General features: G+C 36.4%; 10 protein-coding genes, 1 pseudogene and 1 other annotated feature. Of the genes and pseudogenes, 10 read left to right on the top strand and 1 reads right to left on the bottom strand.

Going from position 1 to position 16,310, the window contains the following annotated elements:
- Positions 1–292 precede the first annotated feature (292 nt).
- Positions 293–444 (top strand) — a sequence feature (ribosomal protein L10 leader region).
- A gap of 38 nt (positions 445–482) precedes the next feature.
- The 10 genes and pseudogenes from rplJ to tuf all read left to right on the top strand — a co-directional run bounded on the left by rplJ (position 483) and on the right by tuf (position 14,817).
- A complete protein-coding gene (gene rplJ, locus HMPREF3134_RS03120; RefSeq protein ID WP_011276721.1) occupies positions 483–983 on the top strand; it encodes a 50S ribosomal protein L10 in 501 nt (166 codons plus the stop codon).
- A 39-nt stretch (positions 984–1,022) separates the two neighbouring features.
- Positions 1,023–1,391 carry a 50S ribosomal protein L7/L12 gene (gene rplL / locus HMPREF3134_RS03115; protein ID WP_011276720.1) on the top strand — a complete coding sequence of 123 codons (369 nt, stop codon included), beginning with the start codon at positions 1,023–1,025 and terminating at the stop codon, positions 1,389–1,391.
- A 172-nt stretch (positions 1,392–1,563) separates the two neighbouring features.
- Positions 1,564–2,172, top strand: coding sequence for a class I SAM-dependent methyltransferase (locus HMPREF3134_RS03110; RefSeq protein WP_070440613.1), 609 nt, complete (start codon positions 1,564–1,566; stop codon positions 2,170–2,172).
- 205 nt (positions 2,173–2,377) lie between these two features.
- Positions 2,378–5,930 (top strand): annotated as a pseudogene (gene rpoB, locus HMPREF3134_RS03105) (DNA-directed RNA polymerase subunit beta).
- A gap of 199 nt (positions 5,931–6,129) precedes the next feature.
- Positions 6,130–9,723 carry a DNA-directed RNA polymerase subunit beta' gene (gene rpoC, locus HMPREF3134_RS03100; RefSeq protein ID WP_176744126.1) on the top strand — a complete coding sequence of 1,198 codons (3,594 nt, stop codon included), beginning with the start codon at positions 6,130–6,132 and terminating at the stop codon, positions 9,721–9,723.
- A 197-nt stretch (positions 9,724–9,920) separates the two neighbouring features.
- Positions 9,921–10,181, top strand: a complete 261-nt coding sequence (locus HMPREF3134_RS03095) for a ribosomal L7Ae/L30e/S12e/Gadd45 family protein (RefSeq protein WP_070440607.1) — start codon at positions 9,921–9,923, stop codon at positions 10,179–10,181.
- An 89-nt stretch (positions 10,182–10,270) separates the two neighbouring features.
- Positions 10,271–10,684, top strand: coding sequence for a 30S ribosomal protein S12 (gene rpsL / locus HMPREF3134_RS03090; RefSeq protein ID WP_016931318.1), 414 nt, complete (start codon positions 10,271–10,273; stop codon positions 10,682–10,684).
- Between the two features lie 70 nt (positions 10,685–10,754).
- Positions 10,755–11,225, top strand: coding sequence for a 30S ribosomal protein S7 (gene rpsG, locus HMPREF3134_RS03085; protein ID WP_001137495.1), 471 nt, complete (start codon positions 10,755–10,757; stop codon positions 11,223–11,225).
- A gap of 121 nt (positions 11,226–11,346) precedes the next feature.
- Positions 11,347–13,428: an elongation factor G gene (fusA, locus tag HMPREF3134_RS03080; RefSeq protein WP_049396704.1), complete on the top strand. Its 2,082-nt coding sequence runs from the start codon at positions 11,347–11,349 to the stop codon at positions 13,426–13,428.
- A gap of 204 nt (positions 13,429–13,632) precedes the next feature.
- Positions 13,633–14,817, top strand: a complete 1,185-nt coding sequence (tuf, locus tag HMPREF3134_RS03075; protein WP_037552072.1) for an elongation factor Tu — start codon at positions 13,633–13,635, stop codon at positions 14,815–14,817.
- Between the two features lie 207 nt (positions 14,818–15,024).
- Here the strand turns inward: tuf and HMPREF3134_RS03070 are convergent, their stop codons facing one another.
- Positions 15,025–16,191, bottom strand: coding sequence for a M20 family metallopeptidase (locus HMPREF3134_RS03070; RefSeq protein ID WP_037552069.1), 1,167 nt, complete (start codon positions 16,189–16,191; stop codon positions 15,025–15,027).
- Positions 16,192–16,310 lie beyond the last annotated feature (119 nt).

Genomic DNA, 16,310 nt, shown 5'->3' with positions numbered 1-16,310 from the left:
TTTAGTCATCAGTCCAATTTATTATAGAGCCTAATTAAGTGTAAACTTATTTAATTATAGAACCTGTGACTTTCGAATGTCACAGGTTATTGTTATGTATATACAGAAATAACTTTTGTGTGAACATGATGTAATCTATAAATGGAATTTATTTATTCCGAACATATTGAAGTCTATGTCTTCATATATGATGGCGAAGAAATAATTAGTCGATAGAGAAGTAATAACTTTATCTCATTTATAGAAAAAATTGGAAAAGTGATTGACATATTACAATAATGAGGTTATATTATTTATTGTGATTATTTTACCTAAGACAGTAGGAGTTATAGTATAACTTAAAAATTATCCTGCCGAGGCTAAAATTGACTTGAACGTGTGATCATAAAAATGATCTTTCAAGCGCTTTTTGCCGTGGGTAGAAAGTGCTTTTTTTATTGAGAAATTTAAAAAGCACCAAAAATAAAAATGGAGGTGTCTGAATGTCTGCTATTATCGAAGCTAAAAAACAACAAGTTGATGTTATTGCTGAACAACTTAAAAATTCAGTTTCAACTGTTATCGTTGACTACCGTGGCTTAACAGTTGCAGAAGTAACTGAACTACGTTCACAATTACGTGAAGCTGGTGTTGAGTACAAAGTTTACAAAAACACTATGGTTCGTCGTGCAGCTGAACAAGCAGGTATCGAAGGCTTAGATGAATTCTTAACAGGTCCTACAGCTGTTGCAACTTCAACTGAAGATGTAGTAGCACCAGCGAAAGTTATCGCAGGATTTGCTAAAGAACATGAAGCTTTAGAAATCAAAACAGGCGTTATGGAAGGTAGCGTTATTTCAGCAGAAGAAGTTAAAACTGTTGGTTCATTACCTTCACACGATGGTCTTGTTTCTATGCTTTTATCAGTATTACAAGCTCCAGTACGCAACTTCGCTTATGCGGTTAAAGCTGTTGGAGAACAAAAAGAAGAAAGCGCTGAATAATTGCGCATAAAAAATTAAAATAATTGGAGGAAATATAAAATGGCTAATCAAGAACAAATCATTGAAGCAATTAAAGAAATGTCAGTATTAGAATTAAACGATTTAGTAAAAGCAATTGAAGAAGAATTTGGTGTAACAGCAGCAGCTCCTGTAGCAGCAGCTGGTGCAGCTGGTGGCGGAGACGCAGCAGCAGAAAAAACTGAATTTGACGTTGAGTTAACTTCAGCTGGATCTTCAAAAATCAAAGTTGTTAAAGCAGTTAAAGAAGCAACTGGCTTAGGCTTAAAAGATGCTAAAGAATTAGTAGATAACGCACCTAAAGTAATCAAAGAAGGCGTTGCTAAAGAAGAAGCTGAAAAACTTAAAGAACAATTAGAAGAAGTTGGAGCTACTGTAGAATTAAAATAATTCTAGTATCTTAACTTAATATCGAAGGTTATGTGTTTTTGATGTATTAATAATGCATTATCAGAAGTAACCCGAATTCTTTGAGAAATTAAAACCCCGTTATCACGATAACGGGGTTTTTACTTCATTTTCTAGTAAAATAAAGATGAACAATGAAAAAAGAGGTGACGTTATGGGACACTATTATGATGAAAATCCAAATGTACAAAGTGATGAAAGAGTCATTCAATATCATTATCATTCCCATCAATTAAATTTAACTACAGATGCAGGTGTGTTCTCAAAAGCACAAGTAGATTTTGGATCAGATACGTTAGTACAAACATTTTTAAACGAGCATCGTCCTGGACCAAGTAAGACGATTGCTGATGTCGGATGCGGGTATGGTCCGATAGGATTAATGATTGCAAAAGTTTCGCCACATCATCAAGTTACTATGGTTGATGTGAATCATCGTGCCTTAAATCTTGCTGAAAAGAATAAAAAAGCAAATCAAATTGATAACGTCATTATCAAAGAAAGTGATGGTTTATCACAACTAAAGGATAGTCATTTTGATTATGTACTAACCAATCCTCCCATTAGAGCTGGCAAAGAAGTTGTTCATCGTATTTTTGAAGAAGCATATCAACAGTTAAATTCACAAGGTGAGTTGTACGTTGTGATTCAAAAGAAACAAGGTATGCCTTCTGCTAAAAAGAAAATGGAAGAAATTTTCAATAATGTCGAAGTTGTTAACAAGAATAAAGGGTACTATATATTGAAAAGCCGAAAAGGTTGATTTCAAAGTCGTATTCTGATATAGTTATAAAATGTAAAAATTTATGTTCAATAAGTGTGTACTTTTACGCGAAAAGAGTACGATAAACAAGAATAAATGTAGAATCGAAAATGGTGTCATCAACTGTGTTGCCGTTTTCTTTTTGTCTTGTTATACGATTTTACGCGTATTGGTTCATCACACAATATTTGAGGGGTGAATCTGTTTGGCAGGTCAAGTTGTCCAATATGGAAGACATCGTAAACGTAGAAATTATGCGAGAATTTCAGAAGTATTAGAATTACCAAACTTAATAGAAATTCAAACTAAATCTTACGACTGGTTCCTAAAAGAAGGTTTATTAGAAATGTTCCGTGATATTTCTCCAATTGAAGATTTCACAGGTAACCTTTCTTTAGAGTTTGTAGATTATCGATTAGGTGAACCAAAATATGATTTAGAAGAATCAAAAAACCGTGACGCTACTTATGCTGCACCTCTTCGTGTTAAAGTACGTCTAATAATCAAAGAAACTGGCGAAGTTAAAGAACAAGAAGTATTTATGGGTGACTTCCCATTAATGACAGATACAGGCACATTCGTAATCAATGGTGCAGAACGTGTAATCGTGTCTCAATTAGTACGTTCACCATCCGTTTATTTCAATGAAAAAATTGACAAAAACGGTCGTGAAAACTATGATGCGACAATTATCCCTAACCGTGGTGCATGGTTAGAATATGAAACAGATGCTAAAGATGTAGTTTATGTACGTATTGATAGAACGCGTAAATTACCATTAACAGTATTATTACGTGCTTTAGGCTTCTCAAATGATCAAGAAATTATTGATTTATTAGGAGACAGTGAATATTTACGTAATACGCTTGAAAAAGATGGCACTGAAAATACTGAGCAAGCATTATTAGAAATATACGAACGTTTACGTCCTGGTGAGCCACCAACAGTTGAAAATGCGAAAAGTTTACTTTATTCACGCTTTTTCCGACCCTAAACGTTATGATTTAGCAAGTGTTGGTCGTTACAAAGCTAATAAAAAATTACACTTAAAACACCGTTTATTTAACCAAAAATTAGCAGAACCAATCGTTAATAGCGAAACAGGTGAAATTGTTGCCGAAGAAGGTACAGTTTTAGACCGTCGTAAATTAGACGAAATTATGGAAGTTTTAGAAACAAATGCTAATAGTGAAGTGTTTGAATTAGAAGGTACAGTTATTGATGAACCTGTTGAGATTCAATCAATCAAAGTTTACGTACCAAATGATGAAGAAGGTCGTACGACTACTGTAATTGGTAATGCATTACCAGATTCAGAAGTTAAATGTATTACACCAGCAGATATTATTGCTTCAATGAGTTATTTCTTTAACTTGTTAAATGGCATTGGTTATACAGATGATATTGACCACTTAGGAAACCGTCGTTTACGTTCAGTTGGTGAATTATTACAAAACCAATTCCGTATCGGTTTATCAAGAATGGAACGTGTTGTACGTGAAAGAATGTCAATTCAAGACACAGACTCTATCACACCGCAACAATTAATTAATATCCGTCCAGTTATTGCGTCAATTAAAGAGTTCTTCGGTAGCTCTCAATTATCACAATTCATGGACCAAGCCAATCCATTAGCTGAGTTAACGCATAAACGTCGTCTTTCTGCATTAGGACCTGGTGGTTTAACACGCGAACGTGCTCAAATGGAAGTACGTGACGTTCACTACTCTCACTATGGTCGTATGTGTCCAATCGAGACTCCAGAGGGACCAAACATTGGTTTGATTAACTCATTATCAAGTTATGCACGTGTGAATGAATTTGGTTTCATTGAAACACCATATCGTAAAGTAGACTTAGACACTAACTCTATTACAGATCAAATCGACTACTTAACAGCTGATGAAGAAGATAGCTATGTAGTTGCTCAAGCGAACTCTCGCTTAGATGAAAATGGTCGTTTCTTAGATGATGAAGTCGTATGTCGTTTCCGTGGTAATAACACAGTTATGGCTAAAGAGAAAATGGACTACATGGACGTATCTCCTAAACAAGTAGTTTCAGCTGCGACAGCATGTATTCCTTTCCTTGAAAATGATGACTCTAACCGTGCATTAATGGGTGCAAACATGCAACGTCAAGCAGTACCATTGATGAACACAGAAGCACCATTTGTTGGTACAGGTATGGAACATGTTGCTGCACGTGACTCAGGCGCTGCAATTACAGCTAAATATAGAGGTCGCGTTGAACATGTTGAATCTAAAGAAATCTTAGTTCGTCGTTTAGTAGAAGAAAACGGTACTGAACATGAAGGTGAATTAGATCGTTATCCATTAGCTAAATTCAAACGTTCAAACACTGGTACTTGTTACAACCAACGTCCAATTGTTTCAGTTGGCGATGTCGTTGAATATAATGAAATTTTAGCTGACGGACCATCAATGGAATTAGGTGAAATGGCATTAGGTCGTAACGTTGTCGTTGGTTTCATGACTTGGGACGGTTACAACTATGAGGATGCTGTTATTATGAGTGAACGTCTAGTTAAAGATGACGTTTATACTTCAATTCATATTGAAGAATATGAATCAGAAGCCCGTGATACTAAACTAGGACCTGAAGAAATCACTCGTGATATTCCAAACGTTTCAGAAAATGCACTTAAAAACTTAGATGATCGTGGTATTGTCTACGTTGGTGCTGAAGTTAAAGACGGTGACATCTTAGTAGGTAAAGTAACGCCTAAAGGTGTGACTGAATTAACAGCTGAAGAAAGATTATTACACGCTATCTTCGGTGAAAAAGCACGTGAAGTACGTGATACATCATTACGTGTACCTCACGGAGCTGGTGGTATCGTTCTAGATGTTAAAGTGTTTAATCGTGAAGAAGGCGATGATACTTTATCTCCAGGCGTTAACCAATTAGTACGTGTATACATCGTACAAAAACGTAAAATCCATGTTGGGGACAAAATGTGTGGTCGTCATGGTAACAAAGGGGTTATCTCTAAGATTGTACCTGAAGAAGATATGCCTTACTTACCAGATGGACGTCCAATTGATATCATGTTAAACCCACTTGGTGTACCATCTCGTATGAACATCGGACAAGTATTAGAATTACACTTAGGTATGGCTGCTAAAAACTTAGGCATCCATGTTGCATCTCCAGTATTCGATGGTGCGAACGATGATGATGTATGGTCAACAATCGAAGAAGCAGGTATGGCTCGTGACGGTAAAACAGTCTTATACGATGGTAGAACTGGTGAACCATTTGATAATCGTATTTCTGTTGGTGTTATGTACATGCTTAAACTTGCACACATGGTTGACGATAAATTACACGCTCGTTCAACTGGTCCATACTCACTAGTTACACAACAACCGCTTGGTGGTAAAGCACAATTCGGTGGACAACGTTTCGGTGAGATGGAGGTATGGGCACTAGAAGCATATGGTGCTGCTTACACATTACAAGAAATCTTAACTTACAAATCTGACGATACAGTAGGACGTGTTAAAACTTACGAAGCTATCGTTAAAGGTGAAAACATCTCTAGACCAAGTGTTCCAGAATCATTCCGCGTATTGATGAAAGAATTGCAAAGTTTAGGTTTAGATGTCAAAGTTATGGATGAACAAGATAATGAAATCGAAATGGCTGATGTTGATGATGAAGATGCAACTGAGCGCAAAGTAGATTTACAACAAAAAGATGTTCCTGAAACTCAAAAAGAAACTACTGACTAATTAGAATTTGAAGTTATAAAAAAAGTAAGGGGTTAGAAACTCAGTTCGATTTAAACTTAAAATAAGCTAATCGTGCTGATTTCTTCCCTACAATCATATGACTTGTTTTAGTTTCAATAGATGTAAATCAATCAAATAGCACAGCTAATCTAAATTGAAGGAGGTAGGCTCCTTGATTGATGTAAATAATTTCCATTATATGAAAATCGGTTTAGCCTCACCTGAAAAAATCCGTTCATGGTCATACGGTGAAGTAAAAAAACCAGAAACAATCAACTATCGTACATTGAAACCAGAAAAAGATGGTCTTTTCTGTGAAAGAATTTTTGGACCTACAAAAGACTGGGAATGTAGTTGTGGTAAGTACAAACGTGTACGCTACAAAGGCATGGTTTGTGACAGATGTGGTGTAGAAGTAACTAAATCTAAAGTACGTCGTGAAAGAATGGGACACATTGAATTAGCTGCTCCAGTTTCACATATTTGGTATTTCAAAGGTATTCCAAGTCGTATGGGTCTTTTATTAGACATGTCTCCTAGAGCATTAGAAGAAGTTATTTATTTCGCTTCATATGTTGTAGTAGATCCAGGTCCAACAGGCTTAGAGAAAAAATCATTATTATCTGAAGCTGAATTCAGAGAATATTATGATAAATACCCAGGTCAATTTGTAGCTAAAATGGGTGCTGAAGGTATTAAAGACCTATTAGAAGAAATTAACTTAGACGAAGAATTAAAATCATTACGTGACGAATTAGAATCTGCAACTGGTCAAAGATTGACACGTGCGATTAAACGTTTAGAAGTTGTTGAATCATTCAGAAACTCTGGTAATAATCCAGCGTGGATGATTTTAGACGTACTTCCAATTATTCCACCTGAAATCCGTCCAATGGTTCAGTTAGATGGAGGACGTTTCGCAACAAGTGATTTAAATGATTTATACCGTCGTGTTATTAACCGTAATAATCGTTTAAAACGTTTATTAGACTTAGGTGCTCCTGGCATCATCGTTCAAAACGAAAAACGTATGTTGCAAGAAGCAGTTGATGCTTTAATCGATAACGGTCGTCGTGGTCGTCCAGTTACTGGTCCAGGTAACAGACCATTGAAATCACTTTCACATATGTTGAAAGGTAAACAAGGTCGTTTCCGTCAAAACTTACTTGGTAAACGTGTTGACTATTCAGGTCGTTCAGTTATCGCTGTTGGTCCAAGCTTAAAAATGTATCAATGTGGATTACCTAAAGAAATGGCGCTTGAATTGTTCAAGCCATTCGTAATGAAGGAATTAGTTCAACGTGAAATTGCTACTAACATCAAAAATGCTAAAAGTAAAATTGAGCGTATGGACGATGAAGTATGGGACGTATTGGAAGATGTAATTAGAGAACACCCTGTATTACTTAACCGTGCACCTACACTTCACAGATTAGGTATCCAAGCATTCGAACCTACATTAGTTGAAGGTCGTGCTATCCGTCTACACCCACTTGTAACAACAGCTTACAACGCGGACTTTGACGGTGACCAAATGGCCGTTCACGTTCCTTTATCTAAAGAAGCACAAGCTGAAGCACGTATGTTAATGTTAGCTGCTCAAAACATCTTGAACCCTAAAGATGGTAAACCAGTCGTAACACCATCACAAGATATGGTATTAGGTAACTATTACTTAACATTAGAACGTAAAGATGCAGTGAACACTGGTACTATCTTTAATGATACAAACGAAGTGCTTAAAGCTTATGCAAATGGCTATGTTCATTTACACACTCGTATTGGTGTACATGCGAAATCATTTAACAACCCTACATTCACAGAAGCTCAAAACAACAAAATTTTAGCTACTTCAGTAGGTAAAATAATTTTCAATGAAATCATTCCTGATTCATTCGCATTCATCAATGAACCTAGTCAAACAAATCTTGAAGGTAAAACACCTGACAAATACTTTATTGATCCAACTCAATTAGGTGAAGGTGGACTTAAAGCATACTTTGAAGAACAAGAACTTATTGAACCATTCAATAAAAAATTCTTAGGTAATATTATTGCCGAAGTCTTCAATAGATTCAGTATCACTGATACATCTATGATGCTTGACCGTATGAAAGATTTAGGTTTCAAATTCTCATCTAAAGCTGGAATCACTGTTGGTGTAGCAGATATTGTTGTACTTCCAGATAAACAAGACATTTTAGATGAGCACGAAAAATTAGTAGAACGTGTATCTAAACAATTTAATCGTGGTTTAATTACTGAAGATGAACGTTATAATGCCGTTGTTGAAATTTGGACAGATGCCAAAGATCAAATTCAAGGCGAATTAATGCAATCTCTTGAGAAAACAAATCCAATCTTCATGATGAGTGATTCTGGTGCACGTGGTAACGCATCTAACTTTACACAATTAGCTGGTATGCGTGGTTTAATGGCCGCACCATCAGGTAAAATTATTGAGTTACCAATCACATCTTCATTCCGTGAAGGTTTAACAGTGTTAGAATACTTCATCTCTACACACGGTGCGCGTAAAGGTCTTGCTGATACAGCCCTTAAAACAGCTGACTCTGGTTACCTTACTCGTCGTCTTGTTGACGTTGCTCAAGACGTTATTGTTCGTGAAGAAGACTGTGGCACAGACCGCGGCTTACTAGTTTCTGATATCAAAGAAGGTACAGAAATGATCGAACCATTCATCGAACGTATTGAAGGACGTTATTCTAAAGAAACAATTCGTCATCCTGAAACTGATGAAATCATCATCCGTCCAGACGAATTAATCACTGCTGAAATTGCTAAGAAAATCACTGATGCCGGCATTGAACAAATGTACATCCGCTCAGCATTTACATGTAACACACGTCACGGTGTATGTGAAAAATGTTACGGTAAGAACCTTGCTACTGGTGAAAAAGTTGAAGTGGGTGAAGCAGTTGGTACAATCGCTGCCCAATCAATCGGTGAACCTGGTACCCAACTTACAATGCGTACATTCCATACAGGTGGTGTAGCAGGTAGCGATATCACTCAAGGTCTTCCACGTATCCAAGAGATCTTCGAAGCACGTAATCCAAAAGGTCAAGCTGTGATTACTGAAATCGAAGGTGTCGTTGAAGATATTAAATTAGCAAAAGATCGCCAACAAGAAATTGTTGTTAAAGGTGCTAATGAAACAAGATCTTACTTAGCTTCAGGTACTTCTAGATTAAAAGTAGAAGTCGGTCAATCAGTTGAACGTGGTGAAGTATTAACTGAAGGTTCAATCGAACCTAAGAACTTCCTAGCTGTTGCTGGTTTAAATGCGACTGAAAGCTACTTACTTAAAGAAGTTCAAAAAGTTTATCGTATGCAAGGTGTAGAAATTGACGATAAACACGTAGAAGTAATGGTAAGACAAATGTTACGTAAAGTTAGAATCATCGAAGCTGGTGATACTAAGTTATTACCTGGTTCATTGGTTGACATTCATAGCTTCACAGATGCAAACAGAGAAGCGTTTAAAGAACGTAAACGTCCAGCAACTGCTAAACCAGTATTGCTTGGTATTACAAAAGCTTCTCTTGAAACTGAAAGCTTCTTATCAGCAGCATCATTCCAAGAAACAACTCGTGTACTTACAGATGCAGCAATCAAAGGTAAACGCGACGACTTACTTGGACTTAAAGAAAACGTTATTATTGGTAAGTTAATTCCAGCTGGTACTGGTATGAGACGTTATAGTGACGTTAAATATGATAAAGCTGAAACACCAGTTACTGAAACTGAAGAAGCAGAAATCATTGAATAATAAATGAAATAACACTGAATTTATATTCATTTCAATATCTACGAGACGGGACTTATCAATCTTTTAAGACGATAGTCTCGTTCTCGTTCTTTATTTTTTATAATTAGTAAAAAGTCTGCAAAATATGTTGACTTAATGCTGATTTAAGTGTTATTATTGTAAAGGTTGATGCAAGCAGAACTTTGGAGGATATTTTAATGTCTAATGAAAAAGTTGCACGCTTTAACAAACAACACTATGTAGTTGGTCTTAAAGAAACGCTTAAAGCGTTAAATAGAGATCAAGTTGCATCTTTGATTATTGCTCAAGACGTTGAGGTACATTTGTTAGCTCACGTATTTAGTTTAATCAATCATAAAAATATGCCTATTACTTATTTTCAAAGTAAGCATGCTTTAGGAAGTTATGTAGGTATTAATGTTAATGCAACAATTGTTGCGTTATTGAATGAGAATTAGTAAGTATATTGCTTACTAAATTTTATTTAACCTAAAAATGAACCACCTGGATGTGTGGAATTAAAAAGTGAAGAGAGGAGGACATTTCAATGCCAACTATTAACCAATTAGTACGTAAACCTAGACAAAGCAAATCTAAAAAATCAGATTCACCAGCTTTAAACAGAGGTTTTAATAGTAAAAAGAAACAATTTACTAACTTAAATTCACCTCAAAAACGTGGTGTTTGTACTCGTGTAGGTACTATGACACCTAAAAAACCTAACTCAGCGTTACGTAAATATGCACGTGTGCGTTTATCAAACAATATTGAAATCAACGCATACATCCCTGGTATCGGCCATAACTTACAAGAACACAGTGTAGTACTTGTACGTGGTGGACGTGTAAAAGACTTACCTGGTGTGCGTTACCACATCGTACGTGGTGCACTTGATACTTCAGGTGTTGACGGACGTAGACAAGGCCGTTCATTATACGGAACTAAAAAACCTAAAAATTAAGTTTAAGATTGTGTAAATTTTAATTTCAATTTTTAATAATATACTATAATAGGAAGGGAGGATTTTAATTATGCCTCGTAAAGGATCAGTACCTAAAAGAGACGTATTACCAGATCCAATTCATAACTCTAAATTAGTTACAAAATTGATCAACAAAATTATGTTAGATGGTAAACGCGGAACAGCACAAAGAATTCTTTATTCAGCATTTGACCTTGTAGAACAACGCAGTGGTCGTGATGCTTTAGAAGTATTTGAAGAAGCAATTAACAACATTATGCCAGTATTAGAAGTAAAAGCCCGTCGTGTGGGTGGTTCAAACTATCAAGTACCAGTTGAAGTTCGCCCAGAACGTCGTACTACACTAGGGTTACGTTGGTTAGTTAACTACGCTCGTCTTCGTGGTGAAAAAACTATGGAAGATCGTTTAGCTAACGAAATCTTAGATGCTGCTAATAACACAGGTGGTGCCGTTAAGAAACGTGAGGACACTCACAAAATGGCAGAAGCGAACAAAGCATTCGCTCACTACCGCTGGTAAGATTAAAGCTTTAACCCTGAGTGTGTTCCGTCACATTGGTTTACCAAATAAGATGGCTCATGCTTAGGGCATCGCCATATTCAATAGTACTTATTCAGTAATTACTGGAAGGAGAAAAACAATGGCTAGAGACTTTTCTTTGAAAAACACTCGTAACATCGGTATCATGGCTCACATTGATGCTGGTAAAACAACTACGACTGAACGTATTCTTTACTATACAGGTCGTATCCACAAAATTGGTGAAACACACGAAGGTGCTTCACAAATGGACTGGATGGAACAAGAACAAGACCGTGGTATTACAATCACATCAGCTGCTACAACAGCTCAATGGGATGGCCACCGTGTAAACATTATCGATACTCCAGGACACGTAGACTTCACTGTTGAGGTTGAACGTTCTTTACGTGTACTTGATGGTGCGGTTACTGTACTTGATGCTCAATCAGGTGTAGAACCTCAAACTGAAACAGTTTGGCGTCAAGCTACAACTTATGGTGTACCTCGTATCGTATTCGTAAACAAAATGGATAAATTAGGCGCTAACTTCGACTATTCTGTAAGTACATTACATGATCGTTTAGATGCTAACGCTGCACCTATCCAATTACCAATTGGTGCCGAAGACGAATTTGAAGCTATCATCGACTTAGTAGAAATGAAATGCTACAAATATACTAATGACTTAGGAACTGAAATTGAAGAAATTGAAATTCCTGAAGATCACAAAGAAAGAGCAGAAGAAGCTCGTTCTAATTTAATCGAAGCAGTTGCAGAAACTAACGATGAATTAATGGAAAAATATCTTGGTGATGAAGAAATTTCAGTAGCAGAGTTAAAAGATGCAATTCGTCAAGCAACTACTGACGTAGAATTCTACCCAGTACTTTGCGGTACAGCATTCAAAAACAAAGGTGTTCAATTAATGCTTAACGCAGTAATTGACTACTTACCATCACCTTTAGATGTTAAACCAATCGTAGGCCATCGTGCTGAAAATCCTGAAGAAGAAGTAATTGCTAAACCAGACGATTCAGCTGAATTTGCTGCATTAGCATTCAAAGTTATGACTGACCCTTACGTTGGTAAATTAACTTTCTTCCGTGTATATTCAGGTACTTTAACATCAGGTTCTTACATTAAGAACTCAACTAAAGACAAACGTGAACGTGTAGGTCGTTTATTACAAATGCATGCTAACTCACGTCAAGAAATCGACACTGTTTACTCAGGCGATATCGCTGCTGCAGTTGGTCTTAAAGATACAGGTACTGGTGACACATTATGTGGTGAAAAGAATGACATTATCTTAGAATCAATGGAATTCCCTGAACCAGTTATCCACTTATCAGTAGAACCAAAATCTAAAGCTGACCAAGATAAAATGACTCAAGCTTTAGTTAAATTACAAGAAGAAGACCCTACTTTCCATGCACACACAGATGAAGAAACTGGACAAGTTATCATCGGTGGTATGGGTGAGTTACACTTAGACATCTTAGTTGACCGTATGAAGAAAGAATTCAACGTTGAATGTAATGTAGGTGCGCCAATGGTTTCATATCGTGAAACATTCAAGCAATCTGCACAAGTTCAAGGTAAATTCTCTCGTCAATCTGGTGGTCGTGGTCAATACGGTGATGTTCACATTGAATTCACACCAAATGAAACTGGCGCAGGTTTCGAATTCGAAAACGCTATCGTTGGTGGTGTAGTTCCTCGTGAATACATTCCATCAGTTGAAGCTGGTCTTAAAGATGCTATGGAAAACGGTGTATTAGCTGGTTATCCATTAATCGATGTTAAAGCTAAATTATTTGATGGTTCATACCATGATGTCGATTCATCTGAAATGGCCTTCAAAATTGCTGCATCATTAGCACTTAAAGAAGCTGCTAAAAAATGTGATCCAGTTATCTTAGAACCAATGATGAAAGTAACAATCGAAATGCCTGAAGAATACATGGGCGATATCATGGGTGACGTAACAGCTCGTCGTGGACGTGTTGATGGTATGGAACCTCGTGGTAATGCACAAGTTGTTAACGCTTATGTACCACTTTCAGAAATGTTCGGTTACGCAACTTCATTACGTTCTAACACTCAAGGTCGCGGTACTTACACTATGTACTTCGATCACTATGCAGAAGTTCCAAAATCAATTGCTGATGATATCATCAAAAAAAATAAAGGTGAATAATTAAACTTGTTTTAGCTAGAATTTCTAGGTAAAATACAGCGTAAGCTTATTAATTAAGTGAACATCTTTATGAATTGATTTTTTACTGAAAATGCATTATAAATGAATTATGAATTCTAACAATCATTATGTCTCATGATGGTGAGAAACTATCATGAGAGATAATATTGAAATAACTTTTACTAGAATAGGAGAGATTTAATAATGGCAAAAGAAAAATTTGATCGCTCAAAAGAACATGCCAATATTGGTACTATCGGTCACGTTGACCATGGTAAAACTACTTTAACAGCTGCTATCGCAACTGTATTAGCTAAAAATGGTGACACTGTAGCACAATCATATGACATGATTGACAACGCTCCAGAAGAAAAAGAACGTGGTATCACAATCAATACTGCACACATCGAGTATCAAACTGACAAACGTCACTATGCTCACGTTGACTGCCCAGGACACGCTGACTATGTTAAAAACATGATCACTGGTGCTGCTCAAATGGATGGCGGTATCTTAGTAGTATCTGCTGCTGACGGTCCAATGCCACAAACTCGTGAACACATTCTTTTATCACGTAACGTTGGTGTGCCGGCATTAGTAGTATTCTTAAACAAAGTTGACATGGTTGACGATGAAGAATTATTAGAATTAGTTGAAATGGAAGTACGTGACTTATTATCTGAATACGACTTCCCAGGTGACGATGTACCTGTAATCGCTGGTTCAGCATTAAAAGCTTTAGAAGGCGATGCTCAATACGAAGAAAAAATCTTAGAATTAATGCAAGCAGTTGATGATTACATTCCAACTCCAGAACGTGATTCTGACAAACCATTCATGATGCCAGTTGAGGACGTATTCTCAATCACTGGTCGTGGTACTGTTGCTACAGGCCGTGTTGAACGTGGTCAAATCAAAGTTGGTGAAGAAGTTGAAATCATTGGTATCCATGACACTTCTAAAACAACTGTTACTGGTGTAGAAATGTTCCGTAAATTATTAGACTACGCTGAAGCTGGTGACAACATCGGTGCATTATTACGTGGTGTTGCTCGTGAAGACGTACAACGTGGTCAAGTATTAGCTGCTCCAGGTTCAATCACACCTCACACAAAATTCAAAGCAGACGTATACGTTTTATCTAAAGACGAAGGTGGACGTCACACTCCATTCTTCACAAACTATCGTCCACAATTCTATTTCCGTACTACTGACGTAACTGGTGTTGTTAACTTACCAGAAGGTACAGAAATGGTTATGCCTGGCGACAACGTTGAAATGACAGTAGAATTAATCGCTCCTATCGCGATTGAAGACGGTACTCGTTTCTCAATCCGTGAAGGTGGACGTACTGTAGGATCAGGCGTTGTAACTGAAATCTTCGAATAATTTTAATTATTCCTTATTTCTTAATGAGACTCCCTATTGGGAGTCTTTTTTTATTTTTGTAAATGTCATATTTACATTTTAATCTTATTTCTAGTTTTCAGATTATGCTTTTTCAATCTCATTTTTAATAATAATAAAAAATGCCTATGATCAACTCAATATAAAAGTAATCATAGACATACAGAATCTAAATAAATTTATTCAATTTTAAAATACTTGTTCAATTTCTAAAATTTTTAAAAACTCACTAGCTGCATACTTAAATGCAGACTCATCGATGTCAAAGTGAGGGTTATGATGTGGTGCTGTTATGCCTTTGTCTGGATTACCACAGCCAGTTAAGAAAAAAGCACCTGGACGTACTTTTAAATAGTGAGAGAAATCCTCACCAATCATCATTAATTCAGATTCATTAAAACGTAAATGTAAATCATTCGCTGCTTGTTTAACAACTTCATATGCATTTACATGATTATGTACAGGTAAATAACCACGAATGTATTCCAAGTCATAAGTTATGTCGTTTGCTAACGCAAGTCCTTGTAATAACTTATCCATTTTATTGTGTATATGAGTTTGAAGTTCTGTGTCGAATGTTCGCACAGTTCCTTTACAAAAGGCACTATCAGGAATAACACTATCCGATGATCCTGCTTGAATCATTCCGAATGTGAGCACTGCTTCTTTTACAGGATCAATTGTTCTAGAGATGATCTTTTGCGCACTTAGGATAAACTCTGCCATGATGACGATAGGGTCAATGGTTTCATGTGGCTTAGCACCATGTCCACCTTTACCTTTAATTGTAACTGAGAACTCATCTGGTGATGCCATAATAGCACCAGGTCTGGAATATATTGTACCAGTACGATAACCACTCCATAAATGTGTACCATAAATTTTGTCTACACCATTTAAGCAACCATCATCAATCATTTCTTGAGAACCACCAGGCATAATTTCCTCACCATATTGGAAGATAAAGACCACATTTCCTTTTAATAAATGACGGTGTTCATGCACAATTTCAGCGACACCTAATAAAATTGCTGTATGTCCGTCATGACCACATGCATGCATTAATCCATCATTTTTAGATTTATAGGGTACATCGTTAAGTTCTTGTACCGGCAAAGCATCAAAGTCAGCGCGAAAGGCCACAGTAGGGCCATTTTCTTTTCCTTTAAACGTTGCTTTAATACCATTACGCCCAATAGGTGATTCGATCTCGCAATCAAGATGACTGAGCTGATTTAGAATATAATTATGCGTCCAAGTTTCCTCGAAAGAAGGTTCAGGATATTGATGCATATATCGGCGCATCTGTATCATTCTATTTTCCTTATTACTGGCTAATTGAAACCAATCTAACACATTAACCACTTCTTCCTAATTATTATGAATTTTAGTATACCAAATTCTAATACAACTCAATAGTTTAATTATTTATTTTTTGAAAAATGAAATGAAAATTACATGTTGTATGAACAATT

Source organism: Staphylococcus sp. HMSC14D10 (genome assembly GCF_001808125.1).
Classification (GTDB): domain Bacteria; phylum Bacillota; class Bacilli; order Staphylococcales; family Staphylococcaceae; genus Staphylococcus; species Staphylococcus haemolyticus.
Note: the sequence above shows the minus strand (reverse complement) of the source record. Positions and strands in the feature narration are given on the sequence as shown.